This is a genomic window from Oceanimonas doudoroffii (genome assembly GCF_002242685.1).
Lineage (GTDB): Bacteria > Pseudomonadota > Gammaproteobacteria > Enterobacterales > Aeromonadaceae > Oceanimonas > Oceanimonas doudoroffii.
On sequence record NZ_NBIM01000001.1, the window covers coordinates 1,916,710 to 1,935,004 of the forward strand.

The following is an 18,295-nucleotide window of genomic DNA, read 5'->3' on the forward strand; positions in this document are numbered from 1 at the left end:
TATTGCGTCTTAGATGGCCTGCTTAAAAATCACCGTATCGGCCTTCTGCACGTAGCTGTCCAGCTCGTCGAAGTTCAGGTAGCGATAGGTATCGGCGGCGGTGGCGTTCAGCTCCTGGGCGTATTCCAGGTACTCGGCCACGGTCGGCAGCTTGCCGTGAATGGCAGCCACGGCGGCCAGCTCGGCCGACGCCAGATACACGTTGGCACCCTTGCCCAGACGGTTGGGGAAGTTACGGGTGGAGGTCGACACTACGGTGGTGTTGTCGCCTACCCGCGCCTGGTTACCCATGCACAGGGAGCAGCCCGGGATCTCGATGCGGGCACCGACCCGGCCAAAGATGCCGTAGTAGCCTTCGGCGGTCAGCTGATCCTTGTCCATCTTGGTCGGCGGTGCCACCCACAGCCGGGTCGGCAGCTGGCCCTTGAACTTGTCGAGCAGCTTGCCGGCGGCACGGAAGTGACCGATGTTGGTCATGCAGGAGCCGATGAAGATCTCGTCGATGTGCTCACCGGTCACGTCGGACAGCAGGCGGGCATCGTCGGGATCGTTCGGGGCACACAGGATCGGCTCCTTGATCTCGCTCATGTCGATTTCCAGCACGTGGGCGTACTCGGCATCGGCATCGGCTTCCATCAGCTCGGGGTTGGCCAGCCACTCTTCCATGCCCTTGATGCGGCGCTCCAGGGTGCGCTGGTCACCGTAGCCTTCGGCGATCATCCACTTCAGCATCACGATGTTGGAGTTGAGGTATTCGATGATCGGCTCTTTATCCAGCTTGATGGTACAACCGGCGGCGGAGCGCTCGGCGGTGGCATCGGCCAGCTCAAACGCCTGCTCCACCTTCAGCTGGGGCAAGCCCTCGATTTCCAGCACCCGGCCGGAGAATTCGTTGATCTTGCCTTCCTTGGCCACGGTCAGCAGGCCGTGCTGAATGCCGTAGTAGGGAATGGCGTGCACCAGATCGCGCAGGGTGATGCCGGGCTGCATTTCGCCCTTGAAGCGCACCAGCACGGATTCCGGCATGTCCAGCGGCATCACGCCGGTGGCGGCGGCAAAGGCCACCAGGCCGGAGCCCGCCGGGAAGGAGATGCCGATGGGGAAACGGGTGTGGGAGTCACCGCCGGTGCCCACGGTATCGGGCAGCAGCATGCGGTTCAGCCAGGAGTGGATCACGCCGTCGCCCGGACGCAGCGACACGCCGCCCCGGTTCATGATGAAGTCGGGCAGGGTGTGGTGAGTAGTCACGTCCACCGGCTTGGGATAGGCGGCGGTGTGACAGAACGACTGCATGGTCAGATCGGCGGAGAAGCCCAGGCAGGCCAGATCCTTCAGCTCGTCCCGGGTCATCGGGCCGGTGGTGTCCTGGGAGCCGACGGTGGTCATTTTGGGCTCGCAGTACTGACCGGGGCGAACGCCGGTCACGCCGCAGGCCTTGCCCACCATCTTCTGGGCCAGGGTGTAGCCCTTGCCGGAGTCGGCCACCGGGGCCGGGCGCTTGAACACCTCGGAGGGTGCCAGACCCAGCGCTTCACGGGCCTTGTCGGTCAGGCCACGGCCGATGATCAGCGGAATACGGCCGCCGGCACGGACTTCGTCGAGCAGCACGTCGGTCTTCAGCTTGAAGGTGCTCAGCACCTCGTCGCTGCCGTGGCGGCAAATCTTGCCCTCGTAGGGGTAAATGTCGATCACGTCGCCGGTGTTCAGTTTGGTGACGTCGCACTCGATGGGCAGGGCGCCAGCATCTTCCATGGTGTTGAAGAAGATGGGGGCAATCTTGCCGCCAATGCAGATGCCGCCGGCGCGCTTGTTGGGCACGAACGGAATGTCGTCACCCATGTGCCAGAGCACGGAGTTGGTAGCGGACTTGCGGCTGGAGCCGGTGCCGACCACGTCGCCCACATAGGCCAGCGGATGCCCTTTTTCCTTCAGGGCGTCAATGGCCTTGATCGGACCAATGGTGCCGTCTTCATCGGGCTCAATGCCGGGACGGGCATTCTTCAGCATGGCCTGGGCGTGCAGCGGAATGTCGGGGCGGGACCAGGCGTCCTGGGCCGGAGACAGATCGTCGGTGTTGGTTTCGCCGGGCACCTTGAACACGGTCATGGTGATTTTGTCGGCCAGTTTGGGGCGCTCGAGGAACCACTCGGCGTCGGCCCAGGACTGCATCACCTGCTTGGCAAATTCGTTGCCGGCCTTGGCCTTCTCGTCCACATCGTGAAAGGCGTCGAACATCAGCAGGGTGTGGCTCAGGGCCTTGGCGGCGATGGGCGCCAGCGCGGCCACGTCCAGCAGCTCAATCAGCGGGGCGATGTTGTAACCGCCCTGCATGGTACCCAGCAGCTCGGTGGCCTGCTCGGCAGACACCACCGGCGAGCTCACCTCGCCCTTGGCCACGGCGGCGAGAAAACCGGCTTTTACATAAGCGGCTTCATCAACACCAGGGGGAATGCGGGTAGAAAGGAGTTCGTAGAGGAAGGCTTCTTCGCCGGCGGGCGGGTTTTTGAGTAATTCAACCAGGGCGGCTACTTGCTCTGCATCGAGTGGCTTGGCAACCACTCCCTCTGCGGCACGTTCTTCGACGTGTTTACGATAGGCTTCAAGCACGACTGTATCCTCTTATTATCATTCGCCACCGAGGGCGTAAATGTCCTTGTAGGGGGCCAGGGGCGTCCTTCAGAACGCCGCGAAAGTATATAAGTTTTAACCATGAATTAAAATCCGGCCCACCTCCCCTTTGCTCGAATATTTGACTAACGCCATGTTTTACATGACCTTTCCATACTCTTTTGAGCACGTTCGGGATCGAACCCGCCATTCACATCAGAAGCTGAACAGGTTGCCGAAGTAGAGGTAAATACTACTTTTATTTCCTTCACCCTGGCCGTAGGCCAGATAGAGCGGGCCCCAGTTGGTGTCGACGCCAACGAATATGCTGCCGGCGATGAGCGAGTTGCCCCAGCCCACCTCGCTTCCGGAGTTCCATACCCCGCCCCGCTCCAGTGAACCGCCCAGATAAACCGGTGAGCGAAAGGCACCAAAGTCGTTGTCGGCCCAGCGATAGTGATAAAGCACACCTGCCAGGCCGCTGTAGCGGCCGCTGAGCTGTTCGCTCTGGTAGCCGGACAGGTTGAACAGGCCGCCCAGGCTGCGGGCAAACACCGGCAGCGGCTGTTCGGCGGTGGAGCCGCCCAGCACCAGCTTGCCCACAAAGGTATGCCGGCCGGCATTCCAGGGGCGCAACCAGTCCAGCTCATAATCCAGCCCGGCTACCCGTTCGTCATCCTCCTGACCTTCCAGCCGGTTGCGGTAATACCCCAGGGTCAGCTCCGCCGCCTCGCCGTGGGTGGGGAAAAACACATTGTCCAGGGTATCGTGGGTAAAGCGCAGGTAGGGGCCTACCGAGCCAACGTCCAGGCTGTCATTGAAGTTGCGCGCCTCAATGTCGCCGGTCAACCCCTGCAGCCCCAGGGCCAACTCACTCCAGGGGTTGAGGTTGTAACCCAGCTCTCCCAGCAGCTGCCAGGTGGCGTAGTCGAAGTCCAGGGTCGTCAGCCGGCCAAACAACAGTAAGTCATCGTCACCCGGCTCGACAAAAAAGGTGCGCCGGCGCTTCTGGTATTCGGCCCTCGCCTTCATAAAGAAGTCGTAATCGGTGTCCAGGGGCGTGTAGTACTCGGTGGCCACCAGCTTGTTGCTGCCGAGGGTGGCCTCGGCCAGCCATTCGCCCCCGAGAGCGGTGATATTGGTGCGGCGAAACTGGGCACCAATCTCAAAGTTGGTGCGGCTGGAAAAGTCGTCTTCCAGGGCAAACTTGAGGTCGACAAAGCCCGGTCCCCAATCTTTTTCACGGGTGTGCACCGTGAGCACCTGCTCCTCGTCCTGCTCTTCGATGCGGTAACTGACCTGCTCAAAGGCGTCCAGGGCATAGAGCCGGCGCACCCCCTGCTCCAGATCCTCGGTTTGGTGGAACTGTCCAGGCCTGAGCCCCAGCGCGTCCAGAATCACCGCCTCGCTGAGACGGGAGTCGTTCTCCACCACCACCCGGTCGAGAAACACCGCATCGCTGCGCTGCAACCGTGCCCGCCGGTCGAGCTTGCGGTCTCTGTAGTCGGCATAGTCCTGCTCACTCAGGGCGAGCGCCAGCAGTTGCGGCAGCAGTGCCGTGGCCGCCGCCTCCCCCCGGGCAATGGCTTCGGGCATGCGGTTAAAGTCACCCACACCAATGCCAATAATATCCGGAGTGAGCAAGACATCGTCATCGGTGAGCAGGGCCTTCTGCCGCTCGGTGCCGGCCCGGGTCAGGTAGTTGGTGAGCTGGGTCACCATGGCCAGGGCGTTGTGTAGCTTGTCCCGGGGCAGCATGGCGTCGCCGATGTCCACGGCGATCACCACCTCGGCGCCCAACTCTCTGGCCACGTCCACCGGCAGGTTGTTGACCACGCCGCCATCCGCCAGCAGCCTGCCGTTGAGCTCCACCGGCTGCAGCACGCCGGGCACCGACATGGAGGCCTGCATGGCAGTAGCCAGGTGACCCCGCCCCAGCACCACGGGGGTCATGGTTTCCATGTCGGTGGCCACCGCCCGGTAGGGTATGGGCAGGTGATCGAAGTTTTTCAGTCGGGGAATGGTCAGGGTGCTGCGCCGAAGCAGGGCGCCCAGGGCTTGGCCCTGAAAAAAGCCGCCGGGCAGGCTGAGCTGCCAGTCTTCGTCAATGCCGATATCGGTTCGCAGCAGAAATTCGTCATTCTGCCGCTTGCGCCGCAACGACAACTCGTCCCGGCCCACCTTGTCCTGATAGCCCTGGTTCCAGTCCAGGGCCAGCAGTTGCCGCTCCAGCTCATCGGCGTCCAGCCCCAGGGCGTACATGCCCGCCACATAGGCTCCCATACTGGTGCCGGTAACAATATCCACGGGAATGCGATGTTGCTCCAGCACGCGAATCACCCCCACATGGGCGGCGCCCTTGGCCCCGCCGCCACTCAGCACCAGGGCCACGTGAGGACGCTCGGCCAGCGCCGGCAACGACAACAACAGGGTCAGCAACAGCAGGTAAGGACGCATGGCAATTCGACGGCAACGAGCACATTATGTTCGCATTGTATGCCGTCAAACGAAAAATGGGGAGTGCCGGCCAGGCCGCAAAAGACAACGGCAGGCACAGGATTCGGGAAGGAAACGCTCAAGTCCTTGTTCCTCAGCGCCTGCTCTCCAAACAAAAAACGCCCGGCCAGATGGCCGGGCGTTGCATTCCTCAGGCAAGAAGAAAACTTACTTCTTCTTCTTGGCCTTGGGGTTCGGCATGTCGGTGATGGAGCCTTCGAACACCTCGGCGGCCATGCCCACGGACTCGTGCAGAGTGGGGTGAGCATGAATGGTCAGCGCGATGTCTTCGGCGTCGGCGCCCATTTCAATGGCCAGGCCGATTTCACCCAGCAGTTCGCCGGCGTTGGTACCAATGGTGGCACCACCCAGTACGCGGTGAGTGTCCTTGTCGAAGATCAGCTTGGTCATGCCGTAGGAAGAGTCGGAGGCAATGGCCCGGCCGGAGGCCGCCCAGGGGAAAGAAGCCACTTCAAAGTTCAGGCCTTTTTCCTTGGCTTCCTTCTCGGTCACACCCACCCATGCCACTTCCGGCTCGGTGTAGGCGATGGACGGAATGACTTTGGGATCGAAGTAGTGCTTCATGCCGGCGATCACTTCGGCGGCCACGTGGCCTTCGTGCACCCCCTTGTGCGCCAGCATGGGCTGACCCACGATGTCGCCGATGGCGTAGATATGCGGCACATTGGTGCGCAGCTGCTTGTCGACGTTGATGAAACCACGCTCGTCCACGTTAACACCGGCTTTCTCGGCGTCCAGGGACTTGCCGTTGGGGGTACGGCCGATGGCCACCAGCACGGCGTCGTAAACGTTGGTGATGCTCTCGCCTTTCTTGTTTTCCATGGTGACGTGAATACCGTCATCCTTGGCGTCAACGGCGGTCACCTTGGTTTCCAGCATCATGTTGAACTTGCTCTTCACCTGTTTGGTGAAGATCTTGATGATGTCCTTGTCGGCCGCCGGAATCACCTGGTCGAACATTTCAACCACGTCGATCTTGGAGCCCAGGGAATGGTACACGGTACCCATTTCCAGGCCGATGATACCGCCACCCATGACCAGCAGCTTCTCGGGGACTTCCTTCAGCTCCAGCGCATCGGTAGAGTCCCATACGCGCGGGTCGTCGTGAGGAATGAAAGGCAGTTTGATCGGACGGGAGCCGGCGGCAATGATGGCGTTGTCAAAATTGACGGTGGTATTGCCGTTCTCGCCTTCCACGACCAGGGTGTTGGCACCGGTGAACTTGGCAAAGCCGTTCACTACCTTGACCTTGCGCATCTTGGCCATGCCACCCAGACCCTGGGTCAGCTGGCCAATTACTTTTTCCTTATGCGCGCGCACCTTGTCCAGATCGATCTGCGGCTCGCCAAAGGTCACACCGTGGCTGGCCATCATCTTGGATTCTTCAATCACCTTGGCGATGTGCAGCAGCGCCTTGGAGGGGATACAGCCCACGTTCAGGCAAACACCGCCCAGGGTGGAGTAGCGCTCGACAATAACGGTTTCCAGGCCCAGATCGGCGGCACGGAAAGCGGCAGAATAGCCGGCAGGGCCCGCGCCCAGAACCACAACCTGAGCTTTGACTTCTTGACTCATGGTGACCTCTATTATGATTTTTCAGCCCTGTTCAGGCAGTGACGGCCGGAGCACCAGACTCAAGACGGCCACTACATTGCAAACGGGCAAAAGTTTACTGTTCTGTTATTAAAAAGAAAGTAAAAAGGCAGGCTTATGCCTGCCTTGTCACATTAAAGGGCCAGGCGACGAAGGTCGCTCAGTACACCACTCAGCATGGTGATGAAGCGGGCGCCGTCGGCACCGTCAATCACTCGGTGGTCGTAGGACAGTGCCAGCGGCTGGATCAGGCGAGGTTCAAATTCCTTGCCGTTCCACACCGGCTTGATGCTGGACTTGGACACACCCAGAATGGCCACTTCCGGCGCATTCACGATGGGGGTGAACTGGGTGCCACCAATGCCGCCCAGAGACGATATGGTGAAGCAGCCGCCCTGCATGTCGGCCGCGGTCAGCTTGCCGGCGCGGGCCTTCTTGGAGATTTCACCCAGCTCCAGCGCCAGTTCGCGAATGCCTTTCTTGTTGACGTCGCGAACCACCGGAACCACCAGGCCGTTGGGAGTATCCACCGCCACACCGATGTGCACGTACTTCTTCATCACCAGGCTCTGGCCGTCTTCCGACAGGGAAGAGCAGAACTTGGGATAGGCTTCCAGTGCCTTGGCGGCGGCCTTCATGATGAAGATCAGCGGAGAGATCTTGTAACCCAGCTTCTGCTTCTCGGCGATGGCGTTCTCGGTCTTGCGGAACTCTTCCAGCTCGGTGATATCGGTCTCGTCGAACTGGGTAACGTGGGGAATTTTCACCCAGTTACGGTGCAGGTTCGGACCGGAGATCTTCTGAATGCGGGTCAGGGCCACTTCTTCCACTTCACCGAACTTGGCAAAGTCGACCTTGGGCCAGGCCAGCACTTCCAGACCGTTGCCGGCCACGGCCACACCCGCAGGCTGACCTTCCACGCGCTTGATGATGGACTTGACGTAGTTCTGCACGTCTTCCTTCAGAATGCGCTGTTTCGGGCCGGTGGCGGATACCTTGGACAGATCAACACCAAACTCGCGGGCCAGGCGGCGAACCACCGGGGTGGCGTGCACATAGGCATTGTTCTCAACGAACTCGCCCTTGGCAGCGGCCGGCGCAGCGGCGGTCGCGGCAGCCTTGGGCGCTGCAGCTTTCGGCGCCTCGGCCTTGGCCGGAGCGGCGGCGGCAGGGGCAGCAGCCGGAGCGGCACCTTCCACTTCAAACACCATCACCAGAGAGCCGGTGTTCACCTTGTCACCGGTGGCCACCTTGATTTCCTTGACCACACCGGCGAAGGGCGCGGGCACTTCCATGGAGGCCTTGTCGCCTTCCACGGTCAGGATGGACTGATCGGCGTCCACCTTGTCGCCCACGGCGACCATCACCTCGGTGACTTCCACTTCGTCACCGCCGATGTCCGGCACGTTCACGTCCTTGGCGGCGGCAGCGGCCGGGGCAGCAGCAGGCGCGGCTTCGGCCGGCGCGGCGGCAGCAGCCGGTGCGGCACCACCGGCTACTTCAAATACCATGATAAGGCTACCGGTGTTGACCTTGTCGCCCACGGCAATCTTGATCTCGGCGACCTTGCCGGCAAACGGCGCCGGTACTTCCATGGAAGCCTTGTCGCCTTCCACGGTGATCAGGGTCTGCTCTTCTTCAATGGTGTCACCTACGGCCACGGCGATTTCGGTCACTTCCACCTCGTCACCACCGATGTCCGGTACCTGCACCTCTTTCAGGGCGCTGGCGGCGGCAGCGGCCGGGGCCGCTTCGGCCTTGGGCGCTTCTTCGGCAGCAGCCGGGGCGGCAGCGCCGCCCTCTGCTTCAAATACCATGATAAGAGAACCGGTGTTGACCTTGTCGCCCACGGCAATCTTGATTTCCTTGACCACGCCGGCGGCGGGGGCAGGCACTTCCATGGAGGCCTTGTCGCCTTCCACGGTGATCAGAGACTGCTCTTCCTCGACCTTGTCGCCCACGGCAACCAGGATCTCGGTAACTTCAACCTCGTCCGCGCCGATATCCGGCACCAGAATATCTTTAGACATGTGTTACCCCTTATGCGTACAGCGGGTTGATCTTGTCGGCATCGATGCCGTACTTGGCGATGGCGTCGGCCACGACCTGCTTGTCGATGGTGCCCTGCTTGGCCAGCTCGGTCAGCGCGGCAATCACCACATAGTGCTTGTTCACTTCAAAGTGACGACGCAGGTTCTCACGGCTGTCGGAACGACCGAAACCGTCGGTACCCAGCACCTTGTAGCTCACGGACGGCATAAAGGCACGCACCTGTTCGGCGTAGTTCTTCATGTAGTCGGTGGCGGCGATGGCCGGCTCGGTGCCCATCACCTGAGCGATGTAAGGCACGCGGGCCTCTTCGGTCGGGTGCAGCATGTTCCAGCGCTCGGCGTCCTGACCGTCGCGGGTCAGTTCGTTGAAGGACGGTACGCTGTACACGTCGGAGCCGATGCCGTATTCCTCGGCCAGGATCTGGGCGGCTTCACGCACACCCACCAGGATGGTGCCGGAGCCCATCAGCTGAACCTTGCCCTTGCTGCCTTCTACGGTTTCGAGCTTGTAGATACCCTTGCGGATGCCTTCCTCGGCGCCTTCCGGCATGGCCGGCTGGTGGTAGTTCTCGTTCAGCGTGGTCAGGTAGTAGTACACGTTCTCGGGGTTGTCGCCGTACATGCGACGCAGACCGTCCTGCACGATAACCGCGACTTCATAGGCGTAAGTCGGATCGTAGGTGATACAGTTCGGAATGGTGCCCGCCAGAATGTGGCTGTGGCCATCTTCATGCTGCAGACCTTCACCGTTCAGGGTGGTACGACCGGAGGTGGCACCCAGCAGGAAACCGCGAGCCTGTTGGTCGCCGGCGGCCCAGCACAGATCGCCTACCCGCTGGAAACCGAACATCGAATAGTAGATGTAGAACGGAATCATGGGGCAGTCGTTGGTGCTGTAGGAGGTGGCAGCGGCCAGCCAGGACGACATGGCGCCCAGCTCGTTGATGCCTTCCTGCAGTACCTGGCCCTTCTTGTCTTCCTTGTAGTAGGCCACCTGCTCACGGTCCTGAGGAACGTACTTCTGGCCGTGCGGGTTGTAGATACCGATCTGACGGAACAGGCCTTCCATACCGAAGGTACGGGCTTCGTCGGCCAGGATGGGCACGATGCGCTTACCGATGGACTTGTCCTTCAGCATGATGTTCAGGGAACGCACGAACGCCATGGTGGTGGAGATTTCGCGCTTTTGCTCTTCCAGCAGCGGGGCGAAGTCTTCCAGCGCGGGAATGTCCAGCTTGACGGTGGTTTCCGGCAGGCGGGTCGGCAGGAAGCCCTTCAGGCTCTGACGACGGGCGTGCAGGTACTCGTGCTCGCGGGAACCTTCCTCGATCTTGATGTAGGGCAGGTTCGGCAGCTCTTCGTCGCTCACTTCAATGTTGAAACGATCGCGGAAGTGCTTGAGGGAAGACATGTCCATCTTCTTGACCTGGTGCGCGATGTTCTTGCCTTCGGCGGCATCGCCCATGCCGTAACCCTTGATGGTCTTGGCCAGAATAACGGTCGGCTTGTCCTTGGTGTCGGCGGCGTTCTTGTACGCGGCAAACATCTTGGCCGGATCGTGGCCACCCCGGTTCAGGGCAAAGATTTCCTCGTCGGTCCAGTCCTTCACCAGCTCGGCGGTCTCCGGATACTTGCCGAAGAAGTGCTCGCGCACGTAGGCACCGTCTTTGGACTTGAAAGTCTGGTAGTCGCCGTCCAGGGTCTCGTTCATCAGCTGAACCAGCTTGCCGGAGGTGTCCTTGGCGATCAGATCGTCCCAGCGACGACCCCAGATAACCTTGACCACGTTCCAGCCGGCACCGGTGAACAGGCCGTCGAGTTCGTTGATGATCTTGCCGTTACCCACCACCGGGCCGTCCAGGCGCTGCAGGTTACAGTTGATGATAAAGCACAGGTTATCCAGCTTCTCGCGGGCGGCGATGGTGATGGCACCCTTGGATTCCGGCTCGTCCATCTCGCCGTCGCCCAGATAGGCGTAAACGCGCTGCTCGGAGCAGTCTTTCAGGCCACGGTCGGTCAGGTACTTGAGGAAGCGGGCCTGATAGATGGCGTTGATCGGGCCCAGGCCCATGGAAACGGTCGGGAACTGCCAGAAGTCCGGCATCAGCTTGGGATGCGGATAGGACGGAATGCCCTTGCCGTCCACTTCCTGACGGAACATGTCGAGCTGGGCTTCGGTCAGGCGGCCTTCGGCAAAGGCGCGGGCGTAGATGCCGGGAGAGATGTGCCCTTGAAAGAACACCAGGTCGCCGCCGTCTTTCTCGTTGCGGGCGCGGAAGAAGTGGTTGAACGCCACTTCGTACATGGTGGCGCTCGAAGAGAAGGAAGACATGTGGCCGCCCAGATCCAGGTCTTTCTTGGAGCCGCGCAGTACGATCATGACTGAGTTCCAACGGATGATGGCGCGGATCCGCCGTTCCAGATCCCAGTTGCCCGGGTACTCAGGTTCTTCGTCGGTGGTGATGCTGTTGACGTAATCTGAGTGAGCATTGCGGGCCACGGCAACGCCATGCTTGATGGCTTTGGTGGTCAGGCGCTCGTAAATGTACTGCGCGCGCTCAGGTCCTTCTTGACGGATCAAAGACTCCAGGGCGTCAAGCCACTCTTGAGTCTCTATTGAATCCACATCATTTTTCAGGATATCAGACATGGCTGTTTCCTATCTCGTTTGGGGCTGACGCCCATGGGTTTCGTCGCTGCCGAAGGCATTATTATTCCTGTTGACGGGTTCGGCGCAGGGAGCGCTGAATACGGCTCTCTTCACGCTGAATGTCAAACAGGGTTTCTTCAATAAAGGCCAGGTGCTCATGACAAGCGTCCCTGGCCTGCTCCGGCTCGCGTGACAAAATGGTCTGGATCAGATTGGCGCGATGCTTGCGAATCTTCTCCACCATGCCGGCTCGCCGGTTAAGAATCTGAATGTTGCGCAGAATGCTGGACTCCAGCATGGGCTGAATGGCACGTAACAGGTGCAGCAGCACCACGTTGTGGGCCGCCGCCGCCACCGCCAGGTAGAACTCGGCGGCGTATTTGGCTTCTGCGGCCAGATCGCCCTTTCCCTGGGCCTGAATGATGGCCTGCTGGGCCGCGCGAATGGCGTCGAAGTCGGTTTCGGTACCGCGCATCGCCGCATAAAAGGCAGAAATACCTTCCATGGTGTGACGAAACTCCAGCAGGTCGTACTGGGACTCCGGGTGCTCCGCCAGCAGCTGGAACAACGGATCGGCCAGCCCCTTGGTCAGGGCGTTCTGCACATAGGTGCCGCCGCCCTGTTTGCGGGACACCAAACCGCGCACCTCCAGGTGCTGAATGGCCTCACGCACCGAGGGGCGTGACACCGCAAACTGCTCGGCCAGCTCCCGCTCCGGCGGCAGACGCTGCCCCGGCTGCAGGCTGCCTTCGACTATCATCTGCTCCAGTTTGGCGGCGATGGTTTCGGCAAGTTTGGGTTGTTTGATGCGCTGATAGGTCATTCGCTCGGCTTTTAAAATTGGTAATACCAATTAACACTGTTAAAAAAAGGTATCAGAGCAGGCAAGAATTGTCCATGGTTTTTGTGATCATTGCATACAAATGAAGGATATCGGCCGGTGTTTTTTCGAACCGGCTCATAAAACTAGCCCAGCCACAGTAAAACACAAGAAAATTGGTAATGGTCAGACCAACCGAAAACCGGGGAATGGGGATTAGGGATTGGGGGCTGGGGAATGGGGATGGCGTAGGTTGCGAATGAGCGCAGCGAATTCCAACATGGTGCCGCTGGCCACTCCCCTGTTGCGATTCGCTTCGCTCATCACAACCTACCACTTCTGTCAGCCATCAAAGCATGGCGCGAAACCGTTTCCAGTCAAACCCGGGGCCGGGGTCGGTTTTGCGGCCGGAGGCAATATCGCTGTGGCCGGTAATGCGTGTCGGCGTGATGGCGGGATAGGTGCACATCAGCATTCGGCTCACGTCGGCCAACCGCTGATACTGGGCGTTGGTGTAGTCGCCGGTGTCGGTGCCTTCCAGCTCAATGCCGATGGAAAAATCATTACACCTGTCACGGCCGTCAAAGCAGGACACCCCGGCATGCCAGGCCCGGCGGTGAAACGGCACATACTGTACCAGCTCGCCGTCGCGCCGTATCAGGCAGTGGGCCGACACTCGCAGTTGGTAAATATCCTCAAAATAGGGATGCGCCGCCGGCGCCAGCCGTCCCAGGAACAGATCATCGATATAAGGGCCACCAAAACGCCCCGGGGGCAGGCTGATGCAATGCACCACCAGCAGGGAAACTTCGGCATCGGGACGTTCGTCCTGGTGAGGCGATTCACAATGGCGGGCCGGGCTCAGCCAGCCCTGATTCAGGCTCAGGGGCATGATGGTTCCAGTAAAGAGTGACGGGCGCGCATATACTAACAGGTTAAGGGACCGAAGGCGGACAAGGAGCGAGGATGACGCAACCAAGGGATCCGGTCCGACGCACCGGGCGCATCATGTGGCTGCTGGCCTGGCTGCTCGCATTGATGCTGCTGACCTGGCACTTTCACCAGCGCCTGATGCTGCGCGCCGATACCGAACGCCAGGTGCAGGTCGTCGGTTCCGACAGCGTGGTGCTCCAGCAAAGCCGCCACGGCCACTACCTGGCCGACGGCGCCATCAACGGCCAGCCGGTGGTACTGCTGCTCGATACCGGCGCCACCCAAATGGCAGTGCCCCAGGCGGTCGCGGCACGGTTGACCCTGCCGGTGGGCGCGCCTCTGCGGCTTAGTACCGCCGCCGGGCATGTCACCGGCTACCGTACCCGCATTAAAACGTTGTCGCTCGGCCCCTTCACCCTGTACGATCTGGATGCTGTCATCATGCCCGGCACCAGCGACGAAGTGCTGCTGGGCATGAACGCCCTGCGCCGCTTTGAGCTGACCCAGCGGGGCTCGCAGCTGACCATGAAGTTCTTGCAGCAGGCCCCCTAGCCTTCGGCAAGCCACATTACATCTGCATATGTGACAAAAGGTAGACGCCATGCACAACGCCTCCCTGGCCCGGGAAATACGCTTTAACGTCACCGCCGCCCTCACCGAGGATCTGGGCGGCAATCTGGATCCCCGGCAGGATATTACCGCCATGCTGCTGCCCGAAGATCAGCAAGTGACCGCCCACCTGATCACCCGAGAAGACGGCGTGTTCTGCGGTCGGGACTTCGCCGAAGAGACCTTTGTGCAACTGGGCGGGCAAGTCAGCCTGCACTGGCTGGTCAAGGACGGTGATGCCATTACCGCCGGCCAGCGGCTTCTCACCCTCTCCGGTCCGGCCCGGGCCATCCTCACCGGCGAGCGCACCGCATTGAACTTTATTCAGACGCTGTCGGCGGTGGCCACCGCAACCCGGCGCTATGTGGATCTGCTGGCCGGCACCCACTGCCGCCTGCTCGACACGCGCAAGACCCTGCCCGGCCTGCGCCAAGCGCTGAAATACGCGGTGACCTGTGGCGGTGGCCACAACCATCGTATGGGCCTGTATGACGCCTACCTTATCAAGGAAAACCACATCTTCGCCTGTGGCGGCATCGACAAGGCGGTGAGAGAGGCCCGCCGGCTACAGCCGGAGAAACCGGTGGAAGTGGAAGTGGAATCCCTGGCCGAGCTGGTGCAGGCCCTGGCGGCCGGCGCCGATATCATCATGCTCGACAACTTCAGCGTGCCCGATATGCGCACCGCCGTGGCCACCACCGCCGGACGCGCCAAACTGGAAGTATCCGGCAACGTCACCCAGGAAACCATTGCCGGCTACGCCGCCACCGGAGTCGACTTTGTGTCGGTAGGCGCCCTCACCAAGCATGTACACGCCCTGGATCTGTCATTGCGGGTCGAAAGCTGAGCCCTTTTCTGCCGGTTACCATCCGTAAAATGCCGGGCTTGCCCGGCATTTTTTATGGCCGGCCACGGTTCGCTCACAAGCGCTAGCAAAACCTCAAAAAACATCCATATCAAAAAATCGCAAGGTTGAGCGAAAAAGAACGGGAGTTTGTCCCATTCCGTTAAACTGTTTGCTGGAAAAAAACACAACCGCTTGCTATCAATAAATGGCAGGCTTGAATGAAGCCGGAGATACCCCTCTTTTTTCTGCCACTCAAGGATGACGTTATGAAAAAGACCTCTCTTTCCCGCCAGGGCGGCTTTACCCTGATTGAACTGATGATAGTGGTGGCCATTGTGGCCATACTGGCGGCAGTGGCGCTGCCGGCCTACCAGACCTATACCAATCGTGCCAAATTCAGTGAAGTGATCGCTGCTACTGGAGCGGTTAAGACCACCATAGAAGTGTGCACACAATCCGGAAATGCAGGTGGTACCTGTGCAAACCGCGCAACCAGTGCCGCCGATGGAACAGTTGCTACGGATTTGGTCAACTCAGTCACAACTTCTTTTAGTGATCCAGATTTTACGGTTACAGCGACAGGAGCTGGTGATGTATCTGGCGCCACTTATACCATGACAGGGACTGTCAATAGCGGGCGTATTACTTGGGACAGCTCTTGTAGCCCTGCAGAATATTGCTAATTGATGAGTTCCCCTGCTAATACCACCATCAGCGGCCTGGCCCGTAGCCTGGCCGCTTCATCCATTCTGGATTCGGCCCAACTGGAGCAGGCCTGTGCCCGCGCCGTTCAGGAAGCCAAGCCCCTCAGTACCGTGCTGGTGGAAACCCGGCTGCTTTCCAGCGAGGAACTGGCTCGCTTCTGCGAGCGGGAATTCGGCCTGCCCCTGGTCAGTCTGGACGACTTTGATACTGAGGAAGTGCCGTCACAGTATCTGAGCATGGATCTGATCGAGCGCCATTACGCCATTCCCGTGCACCTGCGCGGCAAAGTGCTGTATCTGGCCATGTCGGATCCCACCAATGTGGCGGCGCTGGAAGACTTCGGCTTTCGTTTCAACCTGGTCACCGACACCCTGCTGGTGGAAGAGAGCAAACTGCAGCAGTTGCTGAGTAGCCTGCAGCAAAACACCGGCACCGGGCTGGATCTGGACAATATCGCCGACGACGACATCGCCGGCCTGGAACTAGGCGAAGATCCCTCGGAGCGGGACGACGAACCCGGCGGCCAGGAAGACGACGCCCCCATCGTGCGGTATATCAACAAAATCATGCTCGACGCGGTGCGCCGGGAAGCCTCGGATCTGCACTTTGAGCCCTACGAAACCTTCTTTCGCATTCGCTTTCGCATTGACGGTATACTGCACGAGGTGGCCTCGCCGCCGGTTAACCTGGCCTCCCGCTTTGCCGCCCGACTCAAGGTCATGGCCCGCCTCGACATTGCCGAACGCCGCCTGCCCCAGGATGGCCGCATCAAGCTCAAGCTCACCCGCAGCAAGTCGGTGGACATGCGGGTCAACACCCTGCCCACCATGTGGGGCGAAAAAATCGTCATTCGTATTCTCGACAGCTCTGCCGCCCGCCTTGACATTGAGCAGCTGGGTTACAGCGAAGTCCAGAAAGCCCTCTACCTCAATGCCCTGAACCGGCCACAGGGCATGATACTGGTCACCGGCCCCACCGGTTCGGGCAAGACGGTGTCGCTCTATACCGGCCTGAGTATTCTCAACAAGGTGTCGGCCAACATTTCCACCGCCGAAGATCCGATTGAAATCAATCTGCCCGGCATCAATCAGGTACAGATCAATCCCAAGGCGGGGCTGAGCTTTTCCCACGCCCTGCGCGCCTTTCTGCGCCAGGATCCCGATATCATCATGGTAGGGGAAATTCGGGATCTTGAAACCGCCGAAATCGCGGTCAAGGCGGCCCAGACCGGTCACCTGGTGCTGTCTACCCTGCATACCAACTCCGCCGCCGAAACCCTGACCCGACTCAGCAACATGGGGCTGCCGGCCTACAATATCGCGTCATCGGTCAGCCTGATTATCGCTCAACGGCTGGCACGCAAGCTGTGTACCCACTGCCGGGAACCCGAGCAGATGAGTGCCGAGCAACTGCAGGCCCTGGGCTTTACCCCGGCCCAGCAGGCCGAGGGTATTACCCTGTATCGCGCCGTGGGCTGCGCCCAGTGCACCGATGGCTACAAGGGCCGCACCGGCATTTACGAGGTACTGGCCATGAGTGAACGCCTGTCGAGCCTGATCATGAACGACGCAGGCTCCCTGGCGCTGGCCCGGGCCGCCGAGGAGGATGGCATGATGACCTTGCGCCAGTCGGCCCTGGCGAAGGCCCGCCTGGGCATTATCAGCCTGTCCGAGGTCAATCGGGTAACCGGCTAAGCCCCATTCGCCACAGGGAGGTCGCATGGCAACCACTAAAGAGCTGAAGGTCTACCCGTTCAAGTGGGAAGGCATTAACCGCAAGGGCAAGAAGGTGTCGGGCTTCGTGCAGGCCGCCGATACCAGAACCGCCAAGCGTGAACTGCAGCGCCAGGGCATTAATGCCATCAAGGTCAGGCGCAAGAGCCAGGGGGTGCTGGCCCGCTGGAAGGATGCCATCAAGCCGGCGGACATCGCCATTATTACTCGCCAGGTGGCCACCATGCTGGCGGCCGGGGTCCCCCTGGTACAAACCCTGCAAATCATCGCCCGCTCCAATGAGAAGAACAGCATTCGCGAGCTGACTGGCGGCATTGCCGCCGACGTAGAGGGTGGCACACCGCTGTCCCAGGCGCTGCAGAAGCATCCCAGATATTTTGATGAGCTTTACTGCGACCTGGTGCAGTCCGGCGAGCAGACCGGCTCGCTGGAGCATATATTCGACCAGATCGCGCTCTATCGTGAAAAGGCCGAGGCCATCAAGTCCAAAATCAGGAAGGCCATGTTCTACCCCATCATGGTACTGCTGGTCGCCTTTGCGGTGACCGCCATATTACTGCTGTTTGTGATCCCCCAGTTTGAAGAAATTTTCGCCGGTTTTGGCGCCACCCTGCCCGCTTTTACTCAATTGGTGATCAATCTGTCGCGCTGGCTGCAGCAATACTGGCTGTTTATTCTAATCGCTCTGGTAATCGGCGGCTGGCTCTATGTGCGGGCCTGGCGCAATTCGCAAAAGGTGCGGGACGCCACCGACCGCTTTATTCTGCGCCTGCCCGTCGTCGGCAAAATACTGCACAAGGCGGCCCTGGCCCGTTTTGCCCGCACCCTGGCCACCACCTTTTCCGCCGGCATTCCGCTGGTGGAAGGCCTGTTGTCTGCCGCCGGTGCGTCGGGCAATGTGGTATATCGCGAAGCGGTCAAACAGATGCGCGACGAAGTGATAGCCGGCATGCAGATGAACCTGGCCATGCGCGCCACCGGGCTGTTCCCGGACATGGTGGTGCAAATGGTGATGATCGGCGAAGAGTCCGGCGCCATAGACGACATGATGCACAAGGTGGCCGGCATTTACGAACGGGAGGTGGACGACGCCGTGGATGGGCTCACCAGCCTGATCGAACCCCTGATCATGGTGGTGCTGGGAGTTTTGGTTGGCGGTCTGGTCATTGCCATGTATCTTCCCATCTTTAATCTGGGCAGCGTGGTACGCTGAACTGCCTTGGGCGAAGC

The 18,295-nt window shown here is 60.4% G+C and carries 12 protein-coding genes; 5 read left to right on the forward strand and 7 right to left on the reverse strand.

Translation table 11 applies throughout. The features are described 5' to 3' along the window. Window positions 1–9: 9 nt before the first annotated feature. The 7 genes from acnB to ampD all read right to left on the reverse strand — a co-directional run bounded on the left by acnB (window position 10) and on the right by ampD (window position 13,130). Window positions 10–2,607, reverse strand: coding sequence for a bifunctional aconitate hydratase 2/2-methylisocitrate dehydratase (gene acnB / locus B6S08_RS08905; RefSeq protein WP_094200357.1), 2,598 nt, complete (start codon window positions 2,605–2,607; stop codon window positions 10–12). A 216-nt stretch (window positions 2,608–2,823) separates the two neighbouring features. Next, window positions 2,824–5,064, reverse strand: a complete 2,241-nt coding sequence (locus B6S08_RS08910) for a patatin-like phospholipase family protein (protein WP_094200358.1) — start codon at window positions 5,062–5,064, stop codon at window positions 2,824–2,826. A gap of 207 nt (window positions 5,065–5,271) precedes the next feature. Beyond that, window positions 5,272–6,699 carry a dihydrolipoyl dehydrogenase gene (gene lpdA / locus B6S08_RS08915; protein ID WP_094200359.1) on the reverse strand — a complete coding sequence of 476 codons (1,428 nt, stop codon included), beginning with the start codon at window positions 6,697–6,699 and terminating at the stop codon, window positions 5,272–5,274. 152 nt (window positions 6,700–6,851) lie between these two features. Then, a complete protein-coding gene (aceF, locus tag B6S08_RS08920; RefSeq protein ID WP_094200360.1) occupies window positions 6,852–8,747 on the reverse strand; it encodes a pyruvate dehydrogenase complex dihydrolipoyllysine-residue acetyltransferase in 1,896 nt (631 codons plus the stop codon). A gap of 10 nt (window positions 8,748–8,757) precedes the next feature. After that, window positions 8,758–11,418 (reverse strand): pyruvate dehydrogenase (acetyl-transferring), homodimeric type, encoded by a 2,661-nt coding sequence (gene aceE / locus B6S08_RS08925; RefSeq protein WP_094200361.1) that lies wholly within the window; start codon window positions 11,416–11,418, stop codon window positions 8,758–8,760. A gap of 61 nt (window positions 11,419–11,479) precedes the next feature. Continuing rightward, window positions 11,480–12,241 (reverse strand): pyruvate dehydrogenase complex transcriptional repressor PdhR, encoded by a 762-nt coding sequence (gene pdhR, locus B6S08_RS08930; RefSeq protein ID WP_094200362.1) that lies wholly within the window; start codon window positions 12,239–12,241, stop codon window positions 11,480–11,482. A 346-nt stretch (window positions 12,242–12,587) separates the two neighbouring features. Beyond that, window positions 12,588–13,130: a 1,6-anhydro-N-acetylmuramyl-L-alanine amidase AmpD gene (gene ampD / locus B6S08_RS08935; RefSeq protein WP_211284181.1), complete on the reverse strand. Its 543-nt coding sequence runs from the start codon at window positions 13,128–13,130 to the stop codon at window positions 12,588–12,590. A 74-nt stretch (window positions 13,131–13,204) separates the two neighbouring features. Here ampD and B6S08_RS08940 point away from each other — a divergent pair, with 74 nt between their 5' ends. From B6S08_RS08940 to B6S08_RS08960, 5 genes are all read left to right on the forward strand, one after another. After that, window positions 13,205–13,723, forward strand: a complete 519-nt coding sequence (locus B6S08_RS08940) for a retropepsin-like aspartic protease family protein (RefSeq protein WP_094200363.1) — start codon at window positions 13,205–13,207, stop codon at window positions 13,721–13,723. Between the two features lie 49 nt (window positions 13,724–13,772). Further along, window positions 13,773–14,627, forward strand: coding sequence for a carboxylating nicotinate-nucleotide diphosphorylase (gene nadC, locus B6S08_RS08945; RefSeq protein ID WP_094200364.1), 855 nt, complete (start codon window positions 13,773–13,775; stop codon window positions 14,625–14,627). A 266-nt stretch (window positions 14,628–14,893) separates the two neighbouring features. Then, entirely contained in the window at window positions 14,894–15,310 is a 417-nt protein-coding gene (locus B6S08_RS08950; RefSeq protein WP_094200599.1) for a pilin, read from the forward strand. 3 nt (window positions 15,311–15,313) lie between these two features. Then, window positions 15,314–17,026 (forward strand): type IV-A pilus assembly ATPase PilB, encoded by a 1,713-nt coding sequence (gene pilB / locus B6S08_RS08955; RefSeq protein ID WP_094200365.1) that lies wholly within the window; start codon window positions 15,314–15,316, stop codon window positions 17,024–17,026. Between the two features lie 25 nt (window positions 17,027–17,051). Further along, entirely contained in the window at window positions 17,052–18,278 is a 1,227-nt protein-coding gene (locus B6S08_RS08960) for a type II secretion system F family protein (protein WP_094200366.1), read from the forward strand. Window positions 18,279–18,295 lie beyond the last annotated feature (17 nt).